This window comes from Streptomyces sp. ATexAB-D23 (genome assembly GCF_000373645.1).
GTDB lineage: Bacteria > Actinomycetota > Actinomycetes > Streptomycetales > Streptomycetaceae > Streptomyces > Streptomyces castrisilvae.
Map to the genome: position 1 here is coordinate 1 of NZ_KB892029.1, position 25745 is coordinate 25745.

Below are 25745 nucleotides of genomic sequence, written 5' to 3' on the forward strand. Positions count from 1 at the left end.
TGGACATCGTCATCCCCTCCCTGGCCGCGTCCCTGGCCTCCGTCCACACCCAGCGACGGGCGATGGAAACCCAGATCAACACGCTTCTGGAGGCCCACCCTCTTTCCTCGGTCCTGACGTCGATGCCCGGCGTCGGCGTCAGGACCGCCGCCGTCCTGCTGGTCACCGTCGGCGACGGCACCAGCTTCCCCACCGCCGCCCACCTCGCCTCCTACGCCGGACTCGCACCCACCACCCGGCAGTCCGGGACCTCGATCCACGGCGAACACGCACCCCGAAGCGGTATTGCAGTGATTCGGTCTTGTCCTCGGACGGGTTCACACCTTTGTCCGTCACGATCTTCACGCGCCTGCGCGAGTCCTCCCCCCAATACCTCCGGCGCCGGAAGCGGGTCCTTCACGTCCGGCTTCACGTACCGCTTCCTCGTCGTCCCCACGTCGGTGTGCCCGGTCCACTCGGCCAGTGGGTGATCCGGCACGCCGTTGACGGCGGGGTACGTCAGGCAGGACGCCCGAGCATCGTACGGACGAAGCCCCTGGAGGCCCCTTCGTCCGCCCCGGTGGCAGCCCGACGAACGCGGCCCGACGATGGTCTGAGATCCCATTCCCAGGAGGCTTGATGAATTACAGGATCAGCGTCCTGTTCCGGGCCATCCCCGTCCTCATGGGTGCCGTTTCGGCCGCCCTGGGCGGTTACGTCCTCGCCCACGCGTCCGGACCGAGCGCACGCGTCGCCGGTCTGGTGCTGGTCTTCCTGTCCGCGATCTGTCTGTGCCTCTTCGCCACCGCGGCCACGATCATCAGACAGCTCATCGACCGCTACACGGCTCTGGACCGGATCATGTACCCGGTCTTCGGCTTCGCGGTCAGCGGGGTCACCATCGGCTACGGGCTGTCCCTCCTGACGGAGACACCGCGGCCGCCCCCCGATTTCGTCGCCGGGCATGTGGTCCTCGGGGTCGGGATGATCTGCGTCTGCGTCTCGTCCGTGGCCACTGCCTCCACCAGGTTCGTACAGATCACCAAGAACTCCGCGCTGCCCGAGGGGTCACCGCCCCTCTCACCGGCCCCCTTCGCCCCTCTCACCGTGCGCACGCTGCTGGCGCTCCCGGCCCTGGCGTCCCTGGTCACCTGGGCATGGGCCATTGTCCTGCTGGCGGGCGGGGGCGGCGGACTACCGAACGGGCGCTTCACCGCCGGGCACGTGATGGTCGGGCTGGCACTCGTCTGTACCTGCCTGATCGGCCTGGTGGCCAGTATTCTGCGGCAGATCCAGAACACCTACGCCCCGCGCGACCGTGTCCTCTGGCCCGCCGCGGCCGCCGCGCTCGGCGCGATCGGGATCGTATGGGGGCTGATCGTCATCGCTGTACACACCCGGCCCGCCCAGCTCGCCTGCGCCTATGTCCTGATCGGTCTCGGACTGATCTGCTGGAGCATCCTGAGCAAGGTGCTGCTGCTGGCCCTTGTCTGGCGGCGGACGGCTCCGCTGGCCAACCGCGTGCCACTGATCCCGGTGGGCACGGCCCTGCTCTGCCTGTTCCTGTCCACGTTCCTCTTCGAGTCCGCCGACCCCGCGGTGGTCGTCGCCGCGCGGGTCCTGGTCGGACTCGGAGGCATCTGCTTCTCGCTGTTCTCGATCGTCTCCATCCTCGAGAGCGGGACGAGCGGCGGCGACAGCGACGGGCCCGCGAGCAAGGCCGGCGGAACTCGTCCTCCCGACGACAGCGGCCGGGTCCCGTCCTGATGGATCGTCCCGGGTCCGCTCACCGCCGCCCCGGGCCCGCCCGGCCGTGCGTCGGCGCCTACCGCCTCGGTTCCCAGGCCGCCGCGCACAGTGACTCGGCCACGGCGGCCGAGTAGCGGGCCGCGGTGAGCCAGTTGGTGGCGAATCCGTCGGTGTCGGCGGGGAGGAGGCGGCCGAAGTGGTCGCGGTCGCGCCGGGCCGCCGATGCGCACAGGGCGGTGAGGAGTCCGGCGGCCGTGGGAAGGCCCGCGCGGCGGAGGCGGGCGGCCTCGGCGGTGACGTCACCGAGCATGCCTAGGGCGGCGCGGCCCGCCGGGACGGTCTGGTCGATCCGGCGCTCCAGGAGGTGCAGCGGTGAGTACGCGCCCCAGTCCCCGGGCTGCGCCGGGGCGAGGTGTACGGGGGCTGCCGGGTCCGGGAGGTCCGCTCGGCGCAGGCGGTCCAGGCCGAGGTCGACCGTGCCCTCGCCCGCCGGGTGCGAGCAGGCGAGGAGGGTGAGCCGGGGGTGGGGAGCGGGCACCAGGCGGCCGATGATCCGCAGCCGGGTCCCCGGCGCCGTGGCCAGCAGCATCAGGTTGTCGCGGTGGGCCAGCGCCGGGTCGTCATCGGCGACGGCCAGGCGGACGGGGACGCCGCCCCCGCACAGCGCGAGCAGGCAGACGCCGTCCGGCTCCCTGACCGCGCCGAGGAGTTCGACCTCCAGGAAGAGCAGGTCGCTGCCGCCGCCACCCGTGTCCGCGTAGCGGGAGGTGGACCGCAGGGCGCGGGCCGCCTGTTCGGACGGCGGTGTCTCCCACAGGGCGGCGAGCGGAGGCTCCGTCCACGCCGCACCCCGGGCGGTTACGGCCTTGACGCCCTTCCCGGCACCCAGCCTGCCGTCCGGGGAGACCGTCGCGCCCGAGACCGCCAGGCCGGCCCGGCCCAGCTCCCGGTGGGTGAGCGCGCTGTCCCCCAGACGCACGGCCCGGTCGGCCACGCCCAGGGCGCGCCCGGCGCCGCCGGGGGCCACGTCACCGACCGTGCAGAGACGCCCGTCGGGTGCGGCGACCCAGGTGCGGACACCGCCGTGCCCCGAGTCGGTGACCACGGGCTCGGTGAACAGGCCGTACAGACGCAGTGAGCCCTCCGGGCTGTACGGGCGGCGCGCGCGGCCTCGGACGGCGGCCAGCTCCGCACCGGCCGCTGTCCCCACCCGGTGGGCGGTGCCCAGGAGTTCGGCCAGAGCCGTGACGAGGTCGGCGGTGCGGTAGGAGGGGTCCCCCGAGCGGGCCGCGCGCAGCAGCGTGACGACGGAGAGCGCGGCGCCCGCGGGGCGCGGCAGGTTCCGGAGCCTGGCCGTGTGCGCGGCGCGGAGGAGGACCGACTGCGTGACGGCACCGGCCCCGTCCACGCCGGCCTCCAGCACGGCCGCGCCCGCCGACCACAGAGCGTCGGCCGCGGCACGCTCGGGCGGGCTCGCCGCCTCGGGCGGGGAGGCGGGGGTGGACTCGGCGACGGGGTCGGCGACCGGGTCGGAGGCGGACTCGGCGGCGGGGTCGGGGGGCGCCGCGGTGAGCTGGTCGGCCGGGTCCGGTGCCGCCTTCGGCACCGTCTCCGCGTCCGGGTCCTTCTCCGGGTCCTTCTCCGGGTCCGGTGCCGGGTCGGCCGTGGGGGCGGCGCAGGCGGCAGCCGCGCGGTGGACGCACGCCGGGGCGAGGAGACAGCCACAGGTGATGGCGTCCACCGTCGCCACCGTGCCGCCCGGGGCGTGCAGGCGCAGCTCGGTCTCGTCGTCGACCGCGATCGTCACCGTGTCCCCGTCTCGGTGCGTCGGACGGGCGCCGAGCTTGGTGACTGCCGCGTCCAGCCGCTTGCGCAGCCGGGGCGAGAGGTCCTCCACCAGCGTCGCCGTGACCTCCGGCGCGACGGGTGGCAGCTGGGCGGCGTTCATGCGGTCTTCTCCCCTATCCAGCGGGCCAGTTCGAGTGGGCTGAGCGCCGCCACGGGCATGCCGGCGGCCACGAGCTGCCCCGCGACGCCCGTCGAGTAGCGGGGCCGGCCGGCGTCGTCGAGGCTCGCGCATCCCAGGACGTGGCAGCCGGCGGTCACCAGGGCCCGCACCTCGGCGAGCAGTCCGCCGAGCGGCGCGCCCTCCTCGAAGTCGCTGATGACGACGACGAGGGTGCGGCTGGGCACCTCGATCAGGCTGCGGGCGTGCCGCAGACCTGCGGCGATGTGCGTACCCCCGCCCACGCTCACCTCCAGCAGGAGCGAGAGGGGATCGTGCACATGGCCGGTGAGGTCGACGACCTCCGTGGAGAACGCCAGGAAGTGGGTGCTCAGGGTCGGCACCCCGGCGAGTACGGAGGCGGTCAGCGCCGACCAGATCGTGGACGCTTCCATGGACCCGGAGACGTCGGTGACCAGGATCAGGCGCCAGTCGGCCGACCGGCGGCCGCGGCCTCGGAACACCGGCTTCTCGGGGATCACTTGGACCGTTCCGTCGGCCGTCCGGCGGGCGGTTGCCAGGTTGGCGCGCAGCGTGCGCGGCAGGTCCAGCCGGCCGCCGGGGCGGCGCGTGGGCCGGGCCAGCATCGTGCCCGTGAGGGCGGGGCGCAGCCGGGTGGTGAGCTGCCGGGTCAGTTCGTCGACCAGGCGGCGGACCAGCGGCCGGAGCGCGGCGAGGCGGGCCTCGGGCAGGCCGCCGGCGTACCGCAGGACCGTGCGGAGCAGTTCCACGGAGGGGGTGGCGGCAGCCGGGTCGAGCTCGGTGAGAACGTCCGGCCGGCCGGTCGCGGCCGCCGCGGCGAGTACTTCTTCACGGACACCGGGGCCGAACAGCGCGGCCAGTTCCTCGGACCACTCGCGGACGCCGGGGAACGAAGGCTCCCGGCCGCCGCGCGAACCGTAACCGCCACCGGGTCCCGGCAGGCCGCCACGGGAACCCTCGCCGTGGCCCGCGCCGTAGAGCTCGTCCAGAGCGGTCGCCAGGCGGCCGGCGCCGGACGGCAGCCGGTCGGGCCGCCGGCCGAGCACGAGCCGCCACCGGTCGGCGGGCGCGAGGGTCCGCACGGGATCGGCCTCGGTGGGAGCCGGGGCCTCGCTGGGTGTTTCGGCCTTCGTGTGGGCTGGGGCCTGGGTGGGGGCCGGCGCCTGGGTGGGGGCCGGGGCCTCGCTGGGTGTTTCGGCCTCGCTGGGAGTTGCTGCCGCGGTGAGGGTTGCGGGTGCGGGTGCGGCGGCGGGTACGTCGAGGGGGTGCCTCGCGGCTCGGTCGCCGGGCAGCGGTGGGAACCCGTCGTCGGGCGCGGGCGCGGGTGGCGGGACGAGACCGAGCGCGGGAGGCGGGGCAGACCGGCCGGGGTCGTGCGCGGGAGGCGGGGCAGACCGGCCGGGGTCATGCGCGGGGGGCGGGACCGGCAGGCCGAGGCCGGTGAGGAGGTCTCGGGCCGCGAGGTCGGCGGCCGTGCGGCGGGCCTGCTCGGCCGGATCGTCCGCGTCGAGGGTGTCCACCCGTTCGCCCAGCCGCTCCTCGATGGTGTCGAGGAGCCGGTCGCGGGCGGCCGGACTCAGAGTGTCGAAGCCGCCGCGCAGGGCGGGCAGCCGGGCCAGGAACGCGTTGTCGTCCAGCTCGACGACCCGGTGCAGCAACGGGTCCAGGGCTCCGACGCCGACGGTCAGCAGGGGGCCCGCCACGGTCAGGACGCCGGTGAGGCGGGCGGTGAGCGCGGCCCGGGAGGCGCTGTCCGCGGCTCCGTCGACCCAGGAGGCGACGCGCCCTCCGAAGGCCTCGGCCTCCTCGTGGCCCGTGAGCACCCGGACCGCTCCGGCGGCCGCCGCGATCAGCGGGGTGCCGTCTGCGGCGAGCCGGGCGAGGGCGTCGGTGAGCCGGATGCCGCCCACCCGGTCGGCTCGCTGGGACAGTTCGAGCAGCGCGCGGGCGTCCGCGGGCTCCTCGGAACCCGTCAGGCCGTCGACCTGGCGGACCGCCGCCGAGGTCAGGAGTTCGGCCGCCCGCGCGGTGCGGGCGGACCGGGCGGGGGCGTCGGCGCCCGGGTCCTGTGGGCCGTCGGGGGCGGCCGGGCCCGTCAGATGGCCGGCGTCGATCCGGTCCAGCAGGTCGAGCCCCGCGAGGAGCTCGGGAAGGGTACCGCTCGCGGGAAGTACGGCCGCCAGTTCCGTCAGCCTTTCGCCGGCCAGGGCGGGAAGCCCGCACTGGGCGGCCTCGGTGAGGCCGTGGACGACCTGGGCGGCCGTCGGGCCGCCCTCCGCCCGCTCGGCTCCGTGCCGCTGCCGCAGCACACCCTCGGCCGCCTGGGCCGGGGTGACACCACGGGCCCCCGCCGCGGTGAGCATCGCGGCCGTCGCCGGCGTCCACCGCACCTGCCAGCGCGTCGTGAGTCCTTCCGTGCCCGCCGCGCCGGTCACCTCCTGCTCCCGCGCGTAGGGGATGCCGCACACCGTCAGCCTGCGCAGCAGCAGTTCGCGGCGCCGGTCCAAGGCGGAGCGCGCCGGGTCGAGCCGGAGGTCGCGCGGCGTCTTCTCGTGCGTGTCCCCGGGGCCGGGGAGGGAGAGCGCCTCGGCCTCCGCCTCGACGGCGGGTCCCAGTCCGCTGCGCGGGGCGGCGGACGCGGGCCGTCCGGTACGGGCTCCGACCAGTACGCGTTCGAGTGCCTGAGCGACCGCGCGGCCGGTGCCGTAGGTCTCGCCGCGCCCCAGCACCGTCTGTACGGCTTCCAGGAGTTCGCCGCGGCCGGGGGCGGGCAGATCGCGCAGGCGGGCCAGGTCACCGGCCACCCGGACGATCTCCCGCCCGTCCGCCGGCCCGTAGGGGTGGCCCTGCTCGCGCAGGGCGGCGCAGACACGGACCGCGGTGCGGATCAGCGCCTCGTGCAGCGCGTCCGGGTCCCCGGCGGCCTCCAGGACGATGTGCTGCCACTCCGGATCGCGGATACCCGCCGGGTAGCCGGACCGCGCGTCGAGCAGCGCGTAGGTGTACGGGACCAGGGAAACCGTGTATTCCGCCAGCCCGGCAGCGCCGTCCGCGTGGCCCTCGGGGGCGGGATCACCGGCCGCCGGCATCCCCGCCGCCTCGGACACGGGTCCCCCAGTCGCGTGCCCCAGCAGCGCCGGGGTGTGGAAGGCCCCCACCACCACGGCGGGGCGGCGGCCGTTCGCCAAGGCCTCCGCGATGTGGGCGCGCATGCATGCCTCGCGTGCCAGGTCCGTGCCCCGCACCCCGTCCCGTGCCTCCGCCTCGTGGCGCAGCGCCCAGCCGGTGAGCAGGGCGGCGCGGCGGAGCGCCTCGGGGGTCGAGCCCGGGGCGAGGGTCTCCACCAGCCGGTCCCAGAGGTCGTCGCCGTCCCGGCCGGTGAGCCGGGAGCGGAGCGCGTCGGACAGGCCGTGCCCCTCCCCCGGCACGAGTGCGGGGGGAGGGGTGTCCGGACCGGCTCCCGCCCACGCCCGGTCGGCCAGTGGCAGATCGCAGGCCACGGCCCGGACCCCGTTTCTCGCCGCCCAGCGCAGAGCGACCAGTTCGGGCGAGAAGTCGGCGAACGGGTAGAAGGAGGGGCCCCGTTCGCCTGCCGGTCCCGAGCCGGGCACGGCGGCCAGCGCCACCGGCGCCTCGGTCTCCTCGTGGGCGAGCCAGCCCAGCCAGGGCTGGAACTCGGCGGGCAGTTCGACGAGGAGGACATCGGGCGCCGCCGCGTCCAGCAGGGCCGGAAGGGCGGCGGCCAGCGAGGGCGCGTGGTGGCGCACCCCGATCAGGAACGGCAGCCCCGGCCCGGTCGCCGCGAGGGCCGCCACCGCACCCTCCGGCGAGGCGGGCCCGGCACCCTCCGGCGCGGCGGGCGCGGCGGACCCGGCGCCCTCCGGCGCGGCGGGCCCGGCACCCCCGGGCGCGGCGGCCGGGCCCCCCGTCCGGGAGGCGGCCGGTCCGGCGGCGGTGGGCGACGCCTCGGCGGCGGCCCGGGGCCCCGCCGCGGTGGGCGACGTCTCGGACACGAGCCGCGGCTCGGGCGTGGTCGACTCGGTCACCGTCAGTTCTCCAGCACCGTGCGCAGGTCCCACAGGGCGCGCCAGGTGGCCGACCCCTGCTCCGCGCGCCTGCGTACCGGACCGTCCCAGTACCCCAGCAGCCGTGCCACGTCGGCGGGGTCGTCCTTGCGGACGACTCCGAGCATGTGGCCGGGCAGGAGGGAGAGCACGTCCCGGTCGCCGGGGAAGTAGGCGGCGGCCAGGCCCAGGGAGCCCGCGACGGAGACCGCCTCCGCCGTGCTCATCACCGTGGAGGGCCGTTCGACCTCCCAGCCCTCCACGGAGCGCCCCTCGCGCAGGTCCCGGAAGGCGGTGACGAGGGCTTCGAGTACCGCGTCGTCCACCTGGTAGGCGGCGCCCACCCGTTCGACGGCCGCCCGCGACTGGCGGCGGACGAGCGCGGTCTCGGCGTCCACGTCGCCGATGGGGCCCACGGTCTCGAAGTTGAAGCGCCGCTTCAGCGCGGCGGACATCTCCGAGACGCCCTTGTCCCGCAGGTTGGCGGTGGCGATGAGGGTGAACCCGGGGGCCGCGTGCATCTGCGCGCTCTCGCCGCCCGCCAGTTCGGGAACCGCGATCCGCCGCTCCGAGAGCAGGGACACCAGGGCGTCCTGGACCTCGGGCAGACAGCGGGTGACCTCCTCGACGCGGGCCACGGCTCCCCGGGTCATGGCGGTGAGCACCGGGGAGGGCACCAGGGCCTGTTCGGTGGGGCCCTGGGCGAGGAGCAGCGCGTAGTTCCAGCCGTACTTGAGCTGGTCCTCGGTGGTGCCCGCGGTGCCCTGAACGGTGAGCGCGCTGGTGCCGCAGACGGCCGCCGACAGCAGCTCGGAGAGCATGGACTTGGCGGTGCCCGGTTCACCGACGAGGAGGAGACCGCGCTCTCCGGCAAGGGTGACCACGCATCGTTCGACGAGGGCGCGCTCGCCGACGAACTTCTGCTCGATCACCAGGCGGCGCGGCACCCCGGCCGCGGGTACGGCGCCCTTCGGCAGGCTCAGCGCCTCACCCGCGCTGCCCATCACGAAGGTGACGACGGCGCGCGGGGTGAGCAGCCAGCCCGGCGGCCGGGGCCCGGAGTCGTGGGCGGCGAGGAAGGCCAGTTCGGCGGCGTACCGGTCCTCGGGCAGGGTGATCTGGCGGTGCTCCCGGCCGGGCGCCATCGTCCGGCCGGGGACTGTGCCCGTGGTGGTGCTGTCCGTGGTGGTCATGGTGTTGTCCGTCATCGGCGGCGGCCCTTCCGGGTTGCGCGGGTGTCCAGTTCTTCGAACGCGGGGGCGTCGCCGCCGCGGACCCGTGCCCAGGCGGCTGCGAACAGCTCGGGCACGGGGAGGTGAGGCAGGGTCCGGGTGTCCCCGGACACGGGGTACAGGCGTTCCTTCCAGGTCTCCAGCGGCAGTCCGGGGGCGCCGCGTTCGAGCCAGCCGCAGGGGAGGAACAGGGTGCGGCCGGCGCGGGACCGCTTCGCTTCCAGGACGAGGTCCGTTGCGGCGAGTTCCGCCCGCGCCTTCTTGGTCCGGGCCGGCTTCCACTCGGTCCAGCGGGCGCAGTTGCGGTCCGTCGGGTCGGGCAGGGCGAGCAGCATCAGGTAGAGGGTGGCGGCGTCCGCGCTCAGGCCGAGGGTTTCGGCGGCCTCGGCCACCAGGTCCGGCACCGATCGCGCCGGGTCCTGGGCCGGGTGGCAGGGGGAGCCGTCGGGGACGCCCGACGAGGCCAGCGCTCCGGTCTCCTCGCTCAGCAGGGCGCGCAGGGCAAGAACATCGTCGACGCTGTGATGGCCGGCGCATCCCTCGATGAGGCCGAACGCCGGGTCGTGGGGCCCCGTCAGTGCGGCAGGGCGGATCAGTACCTTCTCGTTGCTGCCTCGGGGGGCAGCCAGGAGCAGCGCCTCACCGGCCCTGACCAGTCCGTCGGCTTCGCCGCCCCCTGCCTCGGGGAGCCCGTGCGCGGCCCGGATCGCGGGGCCGACCGGTCCGCCCGTGTCAGTCCAGAGCGAACCGAGGTCCAGGAGCAGGTCCGGGTCGGCGAGGCGGCCGCGCAGGGCCGCGAGCCCGACGGGCAGGTGTGCCCGCAGGGGGTGCCCGTACGGCAGCGTGTAGGCGAGGGTGCGCAGGGCGGTCAGGGCCGCGGAGACGATCCCGCGTGCGCCCACCTGGTACAGCCCCGGCCGTCCGGTGCCGTCCTGGAGACGGGTGCCGTGGGAGAGCCAGCCACGGGAGCCCGTGTTGAGGATGAGGTCGACGTCGCCGGCGTTGGTGCCCGAAAGGTCGAGGTCCAGCTCCTCGGGGACGCGGGCGAGGGAGCCCAGGCGCTCCTGCCAGACCCCTGCCGCGGACGCGATGTCGGGGCCCGTGGACCACAGCTCGGCGGGGTCGGCGGGCAGCAGGGCGCGCACCAGGGCGTGCCGGTCCTCGCGGGGCAGGGCGTTCAGCCTGGCCTGAGCCGCGTCGAAGGCGCGTGTCTTCGCCCCGAGCAGCGCGAGCGCGTCGGCGCCCGGCTCCTCGACGGCCGCCGACAGCAGGGCGGCGGACTGGAGGGGGCCGATTCCGGTGGCCGTGTGGAACGCCTCGGCGGCCTCCGGGCGCCAGGGGGCCGGGCCCTGCTCCCGTACCAGGGCGGTGAGCCTGGTGAGCCGGTCGCGGTCGATGCCCTGCCGGTAGACGTACTCGTGGTCCAGGGTGAAGCCCGGGACGGGATCGAAGGCGCCGGTCGGGTCGTGGTCCAGGGCGAGCCAGCATGCCGCGTCGTCCCGGGTGTTGCGGCCGCGGTCGGCGATGACCACGACGGTGCGGGCGCCCCTGCGCAGCACCTGGCCGAGGCGGTGCACCGCCTCGGGGCGTCCCGGCCGGTGCGTCCCTCCGGGCAGCAGCGGCTCGATGAGCTCCACCTGCCGGACCGTCCCCGCCGGTTCGGCCAGCGGGCCGACGGCGAAGGCTTCCAGCAGCAGCAGGAGCCCGGCGCGGTGCTCGGGTGAGGTGGTCGCGGAGGCGGCCCGGTAGGCGAGTTGGGGCAGCTTGTCGAGCAGGGAGGTCCAGAGCGCGGAGGTGTCGGGCACGGTGTACTCGTCCCGCTGCCAGCCGTCCCCGGGGTTGAAGGGGACCTTGGACGGTACGGGCGGGCCGAACGCCGGCTCGCCGCCGAGGACGTGGTTGACGGCGAGGATCTGCCGGATCGCGGTCCACTGCCTCCCGGCCCCCCACCAGCCGCCGCGCATCCGCTCGAAGCTCCAGGCCGAGGCGTTCCGCAGGGTCGTGTCGTCCCCGTGCTCGGGCTCGTATTCGTGGAACATGCCCCGCGTGCGTGCGGTGTTCCGGGGGGTGGCCGGCTGTGCGGGCTCGGGCGGTTCCAGGTACCGGACGGTCGCGACGGCCCGGTCCACCGCGTTCCGGACGAGCCCGGTGACGCCCGCGAGGAGCCGTGCGTCGGTCACCTCGGGCAGCACCCGCGCGACGGCTTCCTGGCTCAGCTCCTGCGCCGAGGGCCCGGTGTACTCCTCGACCGCCCGGTACGCGTCCAGGTGCCGGGCGACGGCGTCGACGACCTCGTTGAACAGTTCCTCGGCCCGGTCGTCCGTCAGGTTCCGCAGGGCCTCGGAGCCCCGCTCGTCCCTCGGGCGCAGGGCGTGCCAGTAGGCGAGGGGAGGTACGTAGCGGGTGCCCATCGCGTCCTCCCCGCCGGAGGTTCCCGGGTTGACGTCCCAGAGGCTGCCGCCGGTGCCGTCCGTGTCCGCCGGATACGCTTCGACGTACCGGTGGTTGAGGGCCATGACCGGCCGGGAACCGCCGGGCAGGGTGAGGGCGCCGAGCGGCACCTGGAATCCGCCGCCGGGCAGCGGGCAGGGCAGGGTGACCGTGTGGCCGTCGGGGGTACCGGCGGCGATCCGGTGCCCGTCGGCCGGGGCGGCCGTGCCGGGCTCGGTGACCGTCTGCCGGACCCAGCGGCCGAGGACCGTGCCGTCCGTGCCGAACGGGGTGTCCTCCAGACCGGGCTGGAGGGGCAGCACCTGGCAGTGCTCGGTGAGCAGCCGGGCGCCGTCCCGCACACCGGAGCGGAGGAACGCGGGGAGGGACGCGCGGCCGTGCGAGCCGCCGACGGGGTCGTACTCCAGCCACACCTGCCGGCTGCCCTGGTGTCCTTCCCGCCAGTGACCGGTGCCGTCGGAGATCACGGCGCGCTGCGGCGGGAGGGTGGTGTCGCCCGCGTGCAGGGCCTTGCCGCCCGTGGCGCGGCCGCCGCCGGGCAGCGGCAGGCAGACCTCGTCCGAGGAGCCGCCCCAGCGGGAGATCTGCTCGCCGCCGACGGTGAACACCTCGGCGGGACGGTGCGACCAGTAGCCGCGCTGTGTGCCGTCCTCCCACCAGATGACCAGCAACTCGCCGTCGACGTAACGGAAGGCGGTCGTCCGCCAGTGGTCGACGGTGGCGGGCAGCCGCAGTGTGTGGCGCAGCAGCACGCCTTCCGGGCCGACGACGACGGCCCGTTCGCGCGTGCTCAGGATCAGCGCGGGCCAGGCTCCGGTGACGCCGACGCCCTCCGACCGGGGGCGCGTCGCGGTCTCGGCGGCCAGTTCGGCGTACGTCTCGTCGAGCGCGGGCCAGCCCAGTTCGTCGAAGACGCCGGTGCGCAGGGTGGAGGCGAGCAGCGGCACGACCTCATGGTCTTCGAGGAGGCGCACGGCTTCCGGGGCGACGTCCGCGATCACGGTGCCGAACGCCGAGAGCTTGTGCAGGGCGGTGCGCAGCGCGGGGAGCCCGCGCGCCGCCACGTACTCCTGGGCGTGGGCGGTCAGCCATTCCCGCAGGAGTACGGAGAGCACCGGGTGCGCCGCCAGCGTCGCCATGCCGGTGTCGCCCAGGCGCTGGCCGCGTCCGGTGCCGAGGTCGCCGATGTTCCGCCGCAGGAGGGCGCGGAGTACCGGCTGTGCGGCGAGCGCGGTGAGGTCCCGCGCGCCGGGCGCGGTGTCGGTGAGCCACGGGCCGACCGGGAGGCCGAAGGACCTGGAGGTGGCCGTGTCGTGGGCGTCCGGCACGGCGACGGGGACGCCGGAGGCCAGGCAGAGGTCGATCAGGTCCAGGTCTCCGGTGCGCTGCCAGCGGCCCTGGAACAGCTCGACGGGGCGCCCGTCTGCGCGCAGCCGGTCCGCCATCCGGGCGGCCAGTTCGAGGGTCTGCGGGCTGCGGCCCGGGGTGGCCCGGTTGCGCCGGCGGTGTGCCTCCCAGCGGGCCAGCCAGTCCGCCGGGGAGACGGACAGGTCGGCCGGGGCGTTGCCGGAGGTGTCGGGGAGGGCGGTCAGCAGGTCCTCGGCGCCGGACTCCGCCAGCAGCGCGAGCCAGCCGAGTTCGCCGTCCGTGTCCCGGCCGCTCTCGCCGAAGGTGTCCGGGAAGAAGCCGAGGAGCCGGGCGCGCACGGCCTCGTCCCTCCGGGCGAGGGCGATGAGCGCGGGGCGGTAGGCGGTCCAGAAGGAGGCGGGGGCGCGGACGACGCCCGGGGAGCCGATCAGGTCGGCCACCAGCTCGCTCTCGGCGGCCTCGCGGTCCAGCCCGGCGCCCTTGATCAGTGCGCGCACGTCCTGCGGCAGCGCCGCGTACGGCGGCATGCCGGCCGCGCAGCGCTCGACGAGCAGTCGGCGGAACTGCGCCCAGGCGTCGGCCGGTTCGAGCCGGGCCACCAGGTCCCGCACGTACTGCCGGAGCGCCTTGACGGTCAGGGCGCCGGCGAAGGCGAACTCCAGGAAGACCGCGCGCTGCCGGTCCTCGTCCACGACCAGGCCGTGCACCCGCTCGGCCTCGCGGGCCTTGCCGAAGAACGAAGCCGCGTAGGTGGTGTTCTCGGCCTGGAGGAAGAGGCGTGCCACCTGCTCGTAGTAGGTGGGGAGGAAGTGGGGAACGGCCCGCCCGAGCGTGGTGCCGAGTGCGTCGAAGCCCTCCTTGGCCGCTCCCGCGCGGGTCCTGGCCTGCCGGCCCAGCCGCTCGATGTCCTTGACCAGGGCCAGGGCGTGGTGCCCGTTGGCCGGGTCGTTGACCAGTGCCCAGGCCGGGAAGCCCAGCGTCTCGCGGCGCACCTGGCCCACGACGGGGGCCTCGGCGCTGCGGGTCAGCCCGAGGAACTCCAGGGCCAGGTCCTCGGCCTCGCCGAGCGTGCCGGGCACGAGCCGGACCAGCGGGCGGTCGCCCAGGGCGGTGTGGGTGTAGGTACGGGCGGTCAGCGCGTCGGCGTCGTCCCGGTCGGTGGTGCCGGCGGGGAGGATCGCGCCGGCGTCCAGCAGGGCCGCCGCGCGGGCCTCCGAGATCCGGTTACGGCCGCCTTCGCCCCCGGCCTGGGCGGGGAGGGATGCCGCGCCCGCCGCCGTCGTGTTCGCTTCGGTGTTCGTCGTCGTGATGCTCATGCCGCCCGCTCCTCGTCCTCCACGTCGCGGCCGGCGTAGAGCGCCGCCGCCATGCGCATGCCCTCGGACCACGCGACGGGGCCGAGTTCGGCCGCCGTCAGCGCGCGCCCCGTGGGGTCGGTCCAGCCCAGCGAGCCCGTCTCGGTGTCGTACCCGCCGTATCCGTCGTGCTCGCCGATCCAGATGCGCGCCTCGACGGTGGCGCCGTCCTCCACTACGGGGCAGACCGCGTAACCGCCGCGCGAGCGGTATCCGAGCTGGGTGACGCGGCCGTGCAGGAAGCGCATCTCCTTGAACGTGCCGCCGGCGTAGGTGTCCACCGAGCTGGTGTCGGGGGCGAGGCCCGCCGGGCGGCGCCACACCTCGCGGAACAGCTGCTCCACCTTCTGGCTCACCCCGAGTTCGACCGCGAACTCGCGCAGGTCGTCCAGGTCGTCGAGGAGGACGGGGTGGGGCACGCTGACGACGTCCGGGGTGATGCGGACCGTGTCGCCGTCCAGGTCGACGAGGCCGAGACCGCGGTCGGGGTCGACGTCGCGCAGGAATCCGGCGACGCCGCCGCCCGCGCCGGTGACCACGACGTCCCGCAGGGCCGCCTGCCACGCCGGGTCGGGCCAGACCCGGGCGAGCACGGCGGTGGGGACGGGCAGCGAACGCACCATCCACTGCTCGACGTCGGTCAGGCACCGGCTCTCGTGCCGGTCGAGCCACTCGGTCAGCTGCCTGAGCCCGACGACCGCCGGGTCGTCCTTCAACTTGGCCGGGACGGACTTCAGCCGCCGGCCCTTCCCGTTGCGGCAGACCACTTTGCCCGCATCGAGGGCGACCTCGTAGTCGCCCGCAGGAACCCACCCCATGCGCTGTTCTCCCCGTTGTCCAGGACGTCCGCCGATACGGCGGCACGCTGATGAAACCCGTCGACGGCGACGCACCGTGACGAGTGGGAGAGACTCTAAGCGCCCCCAGTGACAACGAGGCCGGCCGCCTCCGCTTCCCCGGGCCCGCCCGCGCCCCCGGACACCGGCAAGGGCGGGGACGGGATGCCCCGTCCCCGCCCTGGTGAGCGGTGGTCACGCGCCGGAGCACACCACGATCTTGCCCGCGGCCTCCTGGGCGGCCAGGCGCTGGAAGCCCGCCGGCACGATGTCCTCCAGTCCGATGACCGCGTCCACGGCCTCGTGCGCGATGGCCGGGTGTTCCCCGAGCAGCGCGAGTGCGTCGGGGAGGTCCTGGTCGCAGATGTGGACCTTGGACGTGGAGATCCGGATCTCGTCGAGCACCAGGCGGGTCAGGTCCAGCGGCGAGGGGTCGCGGTGCAGGCCGACCAGCCGGATGTGCCCGCCGCGGCTCACCGCCCGCATGGCGGCTTCGAGCCCCTGCGGCGTGCCCGACGTCTCGACCACGACGTCGGCGCCCCGGCCCTCCGTCGCGCGGCGGATCGCGGCGGCGGCGTCCTCGTCGGACGCGTCGATCAGGTGTGAGGCCCCCAGGCGCCCGGCGACCTCCAGCCGGCCGGCCGAGACGTCGACCCCGATGGTGTCCACACCCCGTGCGGTGCAGGCGGCGACGACCAGCGAGCCGATCCCGCCGAGGCCGATGACCGCCAGGCTCGTACCGGGTTCGGCCCCGGTCCCCCGGGCCGCGTGCAGGGCGACCGCCAGCGGCTGCGCCATGATGGCGACGTCCGCCGGGCAGTCACCGACGGACCGGCTGATCCGGGCCGGGACGTTCACGCGCTCGGCGAGGCCGCCGTCCACGTGCAGCCCCACGGTGTAGTAGCCGTCGCAGAGGTTGGTCCGGCCGGCGAGGCACAGCCGGCAGTTCCCGCAGGAGACCCCGGAGCCCGGCACCACGAGGTCCCCGGTCCGGAAGCCGGAGACCTCGGCCCCCACCGCCGCCACCCGCCCGACCATCTCGTGCCCGAGGGCCAGCGGGCCGATGTGGCCACTGGCCGGGTGGGGCGCCTTCATGGGGACGAGGTGGGGGCCCGATACGTACTCGTCCACGTCCGTGCCGCAGATGCTGGCCCGTACGATCTCCAGCTGGATCTCGTGAGCTTCCGGGGGCGCCGGGTCACGCCACTGCTGGACCCGGATGTCTTTTTGCCCGTGGTAAACGGCAGCGAGCATGGGCAGCCTTCTCCTGGTTTCGTGGTGGTGTCACGCGAGGCCGAGTGCGTGGAGCATCGGCCGGAGCTTCGCGCAGGTCTCCAGGTACTCCTCCTCAGGGTCCGAGTCGGCGACGATGCCGCAACCCGCGTACAGCGAGGCGACGTTGCCGTGGACCAGTGCCGAGCGGATGGCCACGGCGAATTCGCCCTGGCCCGAGGTGTCGCTCCAGCCGACGCCGCCCGCGTACCAGCCGCGGTCCAGTCCCTCGTTCTTCGCGAGCCAGTCGAGGGAGGCGGCCCGCGGGTGTCCGCCGAGCGCGGGTGTGGGGTGCAGCCGCTCGGCGAACTCCAGGATCCCGGGGGCGTCCTCGGCCAGCTTGCCCTGGACCGGGGTCGACAGGTGCTGGACGTTGGCCAGCTTGAGGACCGTGGGTGACGGCGCCACCGTGAGGTCCGCGCAGTCCGTCGTCAGCGCCTCGCGGAGCATCCGCACCACGACGTCGTGCTCGTGCAGGATCTTCGCGCTGCCGGTGAGGTCCCTCTCGTACGCGGCGTCCTCCTCCGGCGTGGCACCGCGCGGTGTGGTCCCGGCCAGGCCGAGTGTGTGGACGGTGCCGCCGGTCAGGCGTACCAGGTACTCGGGGGTGGCCCCGACGAACTCGAAGCCGCTGTCGCGCACGGCGAACAGGGTGGCCTCCGGGTAGGCCCGGCCGAGCCGGTCCACCGCCGCGGGCACGTCGAAGCTCCGGTCGGCGACGTACCGCACCTCGCGGGCGAGCACCACCTTCTCGAAGGCGCCTTCGCGCATCCGGCGCACCGCCCGGCCCACCAGGCTCTTCCAGTCGTCGGCGGGCGGCAGTTCGGCCGACTCGCGCAGGAGGGGCGGGGTCACGGGCCCGTCCGGTGCGGCCGGCATCGGCGACAGGCACCGCTCGGCCAGGTCCAGCAGGTCCCGCGAGACCCGCACCGGGTCGCTGTCGCGGTCCACGACGGCGTTGAGCCGCAGTTCTCCCAGGGGCGCGCCCCGGCCGGTGGTGGCGGCGGTGCCGCGTATCTGGACGGACGGAACCCACATCAGGGCGTCGGGGAACGGGGGCCGCGAGGCGCCGGCCGCCGGGGCGAAGGCCACTCCGCCGACCAGCAACGGACCTTGTCCGGTGGGGAGTGCGGCGGTGGGCCCGCCGCCCGTCACCGCGCCGTCGGCCAGCTCGGCCCAGGCGGCGCGTACGGCCCCGATGCGGTCCTCACCGTCCGCGGAGAGGTCGTGGGCGGTGCCCGCGGCGACGAGGAAGGTGCTGTCCCAGGCCGACCGCCAGAGCATCGCGCGGTCCGCCACGCGCCGGGAGCGGCGCCACACGTCGAGCGCGTCGGTGTACGGGACCGGCATCGCCCAGCTGGTCAGCACGGGACGCCCGCGCAGCCGGGCGGCGTCTACGGCCCGCCGGCAGACGCCCAGCAGGTCCTGGCTGGAGGCGAGGTCGAGGGCGGATCTGTCCGCTTCGGGAAGGGCGGCGAGATACAGCAGGGAGGCGTCGGTCGCCATCTCAGTACACCCCTTCCACGACGGGCGCCGCACCGGCCGTGGGCAGCGGCCGTACGTCGGCGACGCCGTCCTGCGGGTAGGCCCCGTTCGGCCGGATCCGCAGCGCGTAGTCGCGCTCCAGGGTCCAGGGCAGGAACAGGTCACGGGAGAGCAGGCTGATCCGCGCCTGCCCGCGTTCGCCGTAGGCGACCTCGGTGGTGGGGGCCTCGGGGTCCACGAGCCGCACCCGGCTGTAGGGCTCGTACGGGATGAAGACGCACTGTTCGTCCGCGTCCTCGGGGGTGCGCGGGCGCTGCGGGGCGATGCCCATCATGGTGTTCCCGTACAGGCCGACGACGGCCGCGTCCGGGAACAGCTCGTCCTCCAGGGTGCGCAGGGTCTCCGGGCCGATGCTGGTGCCGGCCCAGATGATGCCCCGGACGCGCTGCTGCACCAGGTCCAGGAGGTCGTCCCGGGCGGCGATGGCCTCCAGGACCGGAGGGGTGGCGAAGAGCACGGACACCGGCTGGGTGGTCAGGATGTCCCGGGCCTGTTCCAGTACGTGTCCGACGTAGCGGACGACGTCGTCCGTCCGGCCCTCCTTGGCGGCCCGCTTGACCCAGCGGGGGTCGAAGTCGATGTAGTGGCAGAAGGTCTGCCGCTTGTGGGCGAGCAGTCCGATGGAACGGCCCACGATGTGCGGCCCGGTCGGGCCGATGTGCAGCCAGTGGCCGCCGCCCTCGCCCGGGACGCCGTGGTCGTCCAGTACCTCGCTGACCCAGTCGACGCCCTGGCGCCGGGAGCGGGATTCGACGATGCGCTTGGGGCGTCCCGTGGTGCCCCCGGAGTCGAAGACCTGGAAGTCCTCGGCACCGCGGTCGATGCCGGACGGTACGAGTTCGTCGACGGAGACGTCCCGCCACTCCTCGCTCACATCGGGGAAGAGGTCCAGGTCCTCCCAGGTGTTGATGTCCTTCCGTGGGTCGAAGGGGAGCCGCGCGGCCCGCTTGACCCAGAACGGTGAGCCGGTGGCCGGGCTGAAGTGCCACTCCATGGCGGCCCGCACGAAGTCCTGTGCCGGTAGGCCGCTGCGGAAGAGGTCGGTCGCTGCGCTGGACATGGTGATGCGCCTCCGGCGGGTGTCAGACCTGGGCGAGGGAGCGGGAACGGGGCCGTGCGAGGGTGCGTCCGACCGCCTCCACCACCGGCCGCAGGCGGTCCATCAGTTCGGTGAACTGGGGCGCGTCCAGGGCCTGGGCCCCGTCGCACAGGGCCCCGCGCGCGTTGGTGTGGACGTCGATCAGCAGGCCGTCGGCGCCGCAGGCGGCGGCGGCGAGGGACATGGGCCCGACGAGGTGGGGCTGACCGGTGCTGTGGCTCGGGTCGACGATGACCGGCAGGTGGGTGAGCCGTTTCGCCTCGGCCACGGCGCTGAGGTCCAGGGTGAAGCGGGTGCTGCGTTCGAAGGAGCGGATGCCGCGCTCGCAGAGCACCACGTCGCCGTTGCCCATCTGCATCAGGTACTCGGCGGCGAGCAGCCACTCCTCGATCGTGGCGGCCATGCCGCGCTTGAGGAGCACCGGGCGCCCGGAGGCGCCGGCCTCGCGGAGCAGGGCGAAGTTCTGCATGTTGCGGGTGCCGATCTGGAGCATGTCGCTCTCCTCGGCGACGCGTTCCACGTCCGCGGGGGCGACGACCTCGGTGACCACCGGCAGCCCGGTCCGCATGCGCTGCTCCGCCAGCAGGGCCAGCCCCGAGACGCCGAGCCCCTGGAAGCTGTAGGGGGAGGTCCGGGGCTTGAAGGCGCCGCCGCGGAGCATGCCCGCACCGGCCTCGGCCACGACATCCACCACAGTTGACATCTGCTGCGGGGTTTCCACGGCGCACGGGCCGGCGACGACCAGGAATCCGGGGCCGCCGAGCGTGGAGCCGTCCGGCCCGCCGGCCGTCACCCGGGTGTCCTCCGGGTGGTAGGTGCGGCTGGTGAGGCGCTGGGCTCCGGGCACGACCACCACGCGCTCCACGCCGGCCGACCGCTCGACGGAAGCGGAGAGTTCGGGCGATCCGGTGCCTTCGGATACCAGGAGCGTGGCGCCGGCGGCCTTCGCGGGAACGGGTGTCAGCCCGTTCTCCCTGAGTAGGGCGCTCGCGAGCTCTGTCTGCTCGTGAGTCGCCTGCGGGCTCATTACGACGATCATGAGTGCCTTCCCTGGGGCAGTGGTGCGCGGGGGCTCTGTCGATCGGGCCGATCCTCTCCGCGCACTCCATGATTGTCAATAAGGGTTGTCAACTCAGATTAATGATGCTCCAATCGCTCTGCCCGGTGCGAAACGCGCCGAGCGGGAACCGAGCGATCGACCCGAGACCGTGGAGGCGTGCCGTGAAGATGACCGACATCAGCCAGGGGTGGTACGAGGGAATGCCCGCGTACGACGCGGCGTGGTACCCGAAGTTCTCCGTACGCCGGGCCATGACCCCCGAGACCGACCCGGCCGCGGGCGGGCGCACCTTCTCCGACCTGCAGATATTTCCGCACAACGGCTCGCACGTGGAGTCCGGTTACCACTTCTTCGAGGACCGCGAGAAGATCGGCGAAGTGCCGCTGGACACGTTCGTCGGCCGGGTCTGTGTCGCCGACCTCTCGTACAAGCGCGACCTCGACCCGGTCACCGGCGAGGACCTGGAGAAGGCGCTGCACGGCGTGTGGCAGCGCGGCGACCGGCTGCTGATCCGCACCGACCACCCCAACCGCTACCTCGGCCGCGAGGACTACTGGGACAAGCCGCCCTACCTCACCGTCTCGGGCGCGGACTGGGCGATCGACAACGGCGCCGTCCTGGTCGGGATGGACTGCATCACCGAGCGCCCCGACGACCGCAGCGGCCAGGTCCACCGCCGCCTGCTCGGTGCCGGAATCCCGATCCTGGAGAACATCCAGAACCTCGACCAGCTCGAAGGCCCGGTCGGCCAGCTCGTCGCCCTCCCGCTGAAGATCGAGGGCGTCGAGGCGTCTCCGGTGCGGGCGGTGGTCTTCGAGGGCTGGCCGGCCTGACCCCGGACCCCGGAACGCACGACGTCCACCGGAGGAGACGACCACCAGTGCAGTCAATTCCCCTGATCCGCCAAGGAGAAGAGAGTCCGTCCCGGGAAACGCGTGCCCTGCGGGCCGTGACGGGCGCACCGCTCGCCACCGTCCACGAAGCGCCCGCGCTCCTGACCCGGCTGACCGTCAAGCGCATGCGGGCGACCGCCGGCGCCCCGTCGGCGCGGGAGTCGGCGGCCGTACTGGCCGAAGCGGGGCGCCGGTTCGCCAAGGACACCCTCGCCGGGCTCGGCCCCGAGGAGTACGCCGAGGCCCAGGCGCTCGCCTCCGGCGTCCCCGTACGGGCCGCCCGGCACACGCTGGTCCGCCTGGAGCAGGACGCGGCCGTCCTCGGGGACGTGGTGGCGCGCCAACGCCCCGCGGATGCCGGGGATTCGGGCCGGTCCCGCTGGTCGCGGCGCGGGCGGGTGCTCGGCGTCGTGGCCCCCAGCAACCACCCGGGCACCCATATCGCCTGGCTCCAGGCGCTGGCCCTGGGCTACAGCGTCGCGGTCCGGCCGGGGGCACGGGACCCCTTCACCCCGCAGCGGCTGGTGCACGCCCTGCTGGACGCGGGACTCGAACCCGGCCGGATCAGCCTGCTGGCGGGCCCCCACGCGGCGGCCGACTCGCTGACCGAAGCGGCCGATCTCGGGCTCGTCTACGGCGGCGAGAGCACCGTGGCCCGGCTGCGGGGCAACGACCGGGTGCTGGTCCGCGGTCCGGGCCGCAGCAAGATCCTTGTCGACGGCCCGGTGGACGACGCCCTCCTGGACCACCTGGTCGCGGAGACCGCCGGCGACGGCGGCGTCCGCTGCACCAACACCACCGCCGTCCTCACCTCGGGCGACCACCGGGCCCTGGCCGAGGCCCTGGCCGGACGGCTGGCCGCCCTCCCCGTGCTGCCCGTCACCCACGCCGACGCCGCGCTCCCCGTACGCCCGGCCGCCGAGGCCCACGCGCTGCGGGCGGCCGTCGCGAAGGCGGCCGGGGGTGCGCCGGATCTGGCGGGGCGGCACTACGGGGCGGAGACCACACCCGTCGTGGACGGCGAGGGCGCCGCGCTGCGGCCCGCCGTGGTGGCGGTGGACCGGCCGGACCACCCGGCCCTGGCCGCGGAATTCCCGTTCCCGTGCGTCTGGGTCGCGCCCTGGCGGCCGGGCGACGGCATCGCGCCGCTCGCCGGGTCCCTGGCCCTGACGCTGCTCACCGAGGACGCCCGGCTGGTGGACGCCGCCCTGGACGACCCCACGATCCGGACGGTCGTCCACGGCCGCGTCCCGGGCTGGTGGCGGGACCCGTACCTGCCGCACGACGGATACATCGGACAGTTCCTCAACGAAGTGCGCGGCTACGCCGTGCCCGTAGACGGAGAGCAGGAATGACCCTTCAGGGAAAACGTGTGCTGATCACCGGGGCATCCGGTGACCTCGGCCGCGCGATGGCCCACCGGTTCTTCGATCTGGGCGCCGACCTGGCCCTTCAGTACCGCACCGGTTCCGCGGCCGTCGAGCCGCTGGTCCTCGCGGGCAAGGAGGCCGGACGCGAGGTCTTCACGGTCGCGGCCGACCTCACCCTCCCGGACGGCGCGGAGCGTCTCGCCGACGCCGTGGGCAGTCGCTGGGAGCACCTGGACGGCCTGGTGAACAACGCGGGGGGCGCCCGTCCCCAGGCGTTCGACGCGATCGCACCGGACGAGTGGGAGCAGAGCCTCCGGCTCAATCTCACCGCGCCGTTCCGGCTGATCCAGCTGTTCCTGCCCGCGCTGAGGGCCCGTTCGGGCGCGGTGCTGAACATCTCCAGCGTCGCCGCGCTCACCGGCGGCGCCTTCGGGCCCGCCTACGCGGCGGGCAAGGCCGGGCTCATCGGCCTCACCCGCAGCGCCGCACGCGATCTCGGCCGCCACGGCGTCCGGGTCAACGCACTCGCCCCCGGGCCGGTCGACTCCGCGATGACGTCGTCCCTGCCCGCCGAGGCCCTCGACTCCATCATCGGCACCACCGCGTTGCGGCGCCTGGTCGACCCCCGGGAGATCGCCGACACCGCCGCGTTCCTGCTGGCGTCCGGGACCGCCGTCACCGGACAGACGCTCGTCGTCGACGCCGGCCGCCACTTCGTCTGACCGGACCACCAACGATACGGAGACCGTGACATGTACGTACTGGGCATCAACCTGAGTCATGACCGTGCCGCCTGCCTGGTCAAGGACGGGCGCGTCGTCGTCGCAGTGGAGGAGGAGCGGCTGGACCGCTTCAAGCACTCCGAGGGGTTCATCATCCACGGTCACTTCGAGAAGCTCTCGAAGGTCCTCCCGATGAAGTCCATCACCTACTGCCTGGACGCCGAGGGCATCGGCATCGACGACATCGACATCGTCGTCGGCAACCGCCCGCTGAGCGACGGCGCCGAGGACCGCATCCTGCGCGAGCTGCCCATCCGGGACAAGAGCAAGATCCACAGCCTGCCGATGCCGTCGCACCACCTGAGCCACGCCTACGCCGGCTACCTGGCCTCGCCCTTCGAGGACGCGGCCGTCCTCGTCATCGACGGGGTGGGCAGCAAGGTGCCCGGCACCGGCCGGATCGAGAAGCACACCATCTTCGACGGCGAGGGCACCGGCCTGCGCGCCGTGCACGCCGAGACCTTCCCGGAGGACTGGAGCGAGGTCGGGCTCGGCCTCTTCTACAGCTTCTTCTCCGCCAGGCTCGGCTTCGTCACCCGCTGGGGACACCCCACGTTCGGCGACTTCGGCTGCGGCGGCTACACCGAGGCCGGCAAGACCATGGGCCTGGCCCCCTACGGCCGGCCGCGCCCCGACTGGGCCCCGCTGCTCACCGTCAAGGGCGGCAACGTCTCCGCGCGGGTCGAGGACCTGGAGCGGGCCTGGGAGAGCTGGCTCGCCTCCGACGGCAACGGCTACGACGCCTCCGCGAAGGACTCCTGGGACTCGCAGTTCGCCAAGGACGTGGCGTACAAGATCCAGCAGGAGACCGAGGAGGCCGTGCTCCAGCTGGCCAGGTACGCCCACGAGGTGACCGGCCGCAGCAAGCTCTGCATCACCGGCGGCGTCGCCCTCAACTCCGTCGCCAACCAGCGCATCTCCGCCGAGGGCCCCTTCGACGACGTCTACATCCTCCCGCCGGCCGGTGACGCGGGCAACGCCATCGGCGCCGCCTACTACGGGTACTACGCGATCGGCGGCGGCACCGAGCGGCACGCGCTGCGCTCCGGCTCCACCGGCCGCTCCTACTCCGCCGAGGAGATCGAGCAGGCGGTACGGGAGCAGGGCGACCGCCTCGAATCGCGGACGGCGACCGTCGCCGAGGTCGCGGAACTGCTGGCCGGGCACCGGCTGATCGGCTGGTTCCAGGGCGGCTCCGAGATCGGGCCCCGGGCGCTCGGCCACCGCAGCATGCTCGCCGACCCCCGTCACCCGGACTCCCGCGACTACCTCAACCAGGTCGTCAAGCACCGTGAGGTCTTCCGCCCGTTCGCTCCCTCGGTGCTCCACGAGGAGGCGGCCGAGTGGTTCGACATGCGGGGCGACAGCCCGTTCATGCTGCTCGTCCCCGACGTCCTGGAACAGCGCCGCGAGACGGTGCCGGCCATCACCCACGTGGACGGGACCGCGCGCGTCCAGACCGTGGAGGCCGATGTCAACGCCCGTTACCACGAGCTGATCTCCCGCTTCGGTGAGCTGACCGGGGTGCCGCTGGTGCTCAACACCTCGTACAACGACGCCGGGGAGCCCATCGTGGAGACGCCCCGGGACGCGGTGCGCACGTTCCTCAACACCGAGCTGGACCACCTCTACATCGGGGACCTCCTCCTGACGAAGCCCGGCCGCGAGCTGCCCGAGCGGCACCCGAGCAGGCGGCCGCTGGCATGACGGCGACGGCGCAGTTGCTCGGTGGTCTGCTGGCCGAGCTCCGTGAGGTGACCGACAGCGGCGACGCCCTGGACTCGGCCATCGTCGCCGCCGTCGAGGGAGCCCAGATGATCGCGGTCGCCGCGGAGGCGGTCAGGGAGGGGTCCGGTGAGGGCGCGCCGCTGGAGCTGGCACGGGAGGCCCTCGGGGCGATGAGGGCCTCCGTGGTGGCGGCCACGGTGTCCGTACGGACGCTGGAGGACCGCCGCCGGATGCAGGGGGTCGGCTCGCCATGAGCGGGCGGTGGCCCGCGCTGCTGCCCGCGGGCGGGGAGCAGTGGCCGGAGAACGACGAGCGCCCCTTGGTCCTGGTCGTCTCGGTGGTGTGCGACGGGCGGGTCTCCCCCGTGTTCGTCGCACACCCCGAGCACGCCGGCGGGCGCGATCCGTTCCGCGGTTACGTGGTCGAGGCGTCCGACCCGCTGCTCCGCCGGCCGGACGTGTCCGGGCTCGTCCGCGCCATGCACGGCGGTACGGTGCCCGGCCGCGGGATCACCGCGTCGGTCCTGCGGCTGAAGGGCGGGGAGCTCCAGGGCGTACGGATCGCACGGGTGCGGGAAGGGGCGCTCGTCCTGCGGGCCGGGGAGCTGGCCACGGGCACGGACCTGGACCGTGCCCGTGCGGTGCTCGCCGGTGGCGGCGTACCGGATCTCGCGCCGCGCCGGCGGTGCGCGGCCGGTGCCCGGCTCCTCTATCCGGCGCGGGACATCGCGCCGGCGAGCGTCGAGTTCGACGTCCCGGCCCTGCCCGCGGGTGTCTGGGGGACGGAAATCCTCGCCCGCCCCGGGGAGCCGGCCCGGCCCCCCGCCGGGTCCGGGGCGGGCGACCCGCTGGCGCTCGGTCTCGCGGTCGGGGAGGACGCCGCCGCGTGCCGCCGTGCCCTCGATCCGCTGCCCGGGGCGCTGCGTGTCCGCGCGCGCCGCTCCTGACCGGAGCACCAGAGTGTCAACAACCTCAC

Annotated in this window: 16 protein-coding genes and 1 pseudogene; 8 read left to right on the forward strand and 9 right to left on the reverse strand. The window is 74.5% G+C overall.

Going from position 1 to position 25745, the window contains the following annotated elements:
• Together B082_RS38215 and B082_RS36525 are read left to right on the forward strand one after the other, a co-directional pair.
• Window positions 1-284: pseudogene (locus tag B082_RS38215) on the forward strand (transposase); the annotation flags it as partial.
• A gap of 334 nt (window positions 285-618) precedes the next feature.
• Entirely contained in the window at window positions 619-1746 is a 1128-nt protein-coding gene (locus B082_RS36525; RefSeq protein ID WP_018554378.1) for a DUF2776 family protein, read from the forward strand.
• A 58-nt stretch (window positions 1747-1804) separates the two neighbouring features.
• Here the strand turns inward: B082_RS36525 and B082_RS0124185 are convergent, their stop codons facing one another.
• The 9 genes from B082_RS0124185 to aroF form a co-directional block, all read right to left on the reverse strand.
• The gene (locus B082_RS0124185; protein WP_018554379.1) at window positions 1805-3676 is read right to left on the reverse strand and encodes a hypothetical protein; all 1872 of its coding nucleotides are present in this window, start codon (window positions 3674-3676) and stop codon (window positions 1805-1807) included.
• Window positions 3673-7530 (reverse strand): vWA domain-containing protein, encoded by a 3858-nt coding sequence (locus tag B082_RS0124190; protein ID WP_051094679.1) that lies wholly within the window; start codon window positions 7528-7530, stop codon window positions 3673-3675. The genes B082_RS0124185 and B082_RS0124190 overlap by 4 nt, the downstream gene beginning before the upstream one ends.
• 233 nt (window positions 7531-7763) lie before the next feature.
• Window positions 7764-8987: an AAA family ATPase gene (locus B082_RS0124195; protein WP_018554381.1), complete on the reverse strand. Its 1224-nt coding sequence runs from the start codon at window positions 8985-8987 to the stop codon at window positions 7764-7766.
• Complete coding sequence (locus B082_RS0124200; protein WP_018554382.1) at window positions 8984-14146, reverse strand: hypothetical protein; 5163 nt, start codon at window positions 14144-14146, stop codon at window positions 8984-8986. The genes B082_RS0124195 and B082_RS0124200 overlap by 4 nt, the downstream gene beginning before the upstream one ends.
• A complete protein-coding gene (locus B082_RS36530) occupies window positions 14143-15003 on the reverse strand; it encodes a DUF4132 domain-containing protein (protein ID WP_018554383.1) in 861 nt (286 codons plus the stop codon). The genes B082_RS0124200 and B082_RS36530 overlap by 4 nt, the downstream gene beginning before the upstream one ends.
• 213 nt (window positions 15004-15216) lie before the next feature.
• A complete protein-coding gene (locus B082_RS0124210) occupies window positions 15217-16275 on the reverse strand; it encodes a zinc-binding dehydrogenase (protein ID WP_018554384.1) in 1059 nt (352 codons plus the stop codon).
• Window positions 16276-16305: 30 nt separating this feature from the next.
• Window positions 16306-17799, reverse strand: a complete 1494-nt coding sequence (locus B082_RS37505; RefSeq protein WP_018554385.1) for an isochorismate synthase — start codon at window positions 17797-17799, stop codon at window positions 16306-16308.
• A gap of 1 nt (window position 17800) precedes the next feature.
• Complete coding sequence (locus tag B082_RS0124220; protein WP_018554386.1) at window positions 17801-18898, reverse strand: hypothetical protein; 1098 nt, start codon at window positions 18896-18898, stop codon at window positions 17801-17803.
• Window positions 18899-18920: 22 nt separating this feature from the next.
• A complete protein-coding gene (gene aroF, locus B082_RS0124225; protein ID WP_018554387.1) occupies window positions 18921-19976 on the reverse strand; it encodes a 3-deoxy-7-phosphoheptulonate synthase in 1056 nt (351 codons plus the stop codon).
• 188 nt (window positions 19977-20164) lie between these two features.
• On the opposite strand from aroF, the gene B082_RS0124230 reads away from it, so the two are divergent.
• From B082_RS0124230 to B082_RS0124255, 6 genes are all read left to right on the forward strand, one after another.
• On the forward strand, window positions 20165-20830 hold the full coding sequence (locus B082_RS0124230) for a cyclase family protein (protein ID WP_202454005.1): 666 nt from the start codon (window positions 20165-20167) through the stop codon (window positions 20828-20830).
• A 116-nt stretch (window positions 20831-20946) separates the two neighbouring features.
• Window positions 20947-22245 carry an aldehyde dehydrogenase family protein gene (locus tag B082_RS0124235; protein WP_018554389.1) on the forward strand — a complete coding sequence of 433 codons (1299 nt, stop codon included), beginning with the start codon at window positions 20947-20949 and terminating at the stop codon, window positions 22243-22245.
• Window positions 22242-22982, forward strand: a complete 741-nt coding sequence (locus tag B082_RS0124240; RefSeq protein WP_026250148.1) for an SDR family NAD(P)-dependent oxidoreductase — start codon at window positions 22242-22244, stop codon at window positions 22980-22982. The genes B082_RS0124235 and B082_RS0124240 overlap by 4 nt, the downstream gene beginning before the upstream one ends.
• Window positions 22983-23012: 30 nt before the next feature.
• A complete protein-coding gene (locus B082_RS0124245; RefSeq protein ID WP_018554391.1) occupies window positions 23013-24749 on the forward strand; it encodes a carbamoyltransferase in 1737 nt (578 codons plus the stop codon).
• Window positions 24746-25024 carry a hypothetical protein gene (locus B082_RS0124250; protein WP_018554392.1) on the forward strand — a complete coding sequence of 93 codons (279 nt, stop codon included), beginning with the start codon at window positions 24746-24748 and terminating at the stop codon, window positions 25022-25024. The genes B082_RS0124245 and B082_RS0124250 overlap by 4 nt, the downstream gene beginning before the upstream one ends.
• Entirely contained in the window at window positions 25021-25716 is a 696-nt protein-coding gene (locus B082_RS0124255) for a hypothetical protein (protein WP_018554393.1), read from the forward strand. The genes B082_RS0124250 and B082_RS0124255 overlap by 4 nt, the downstream gene beginning before the upstream one ends.
• The last annotated feature ends 29 nt before the right edge of the window (window positions 25717-25745 follow it).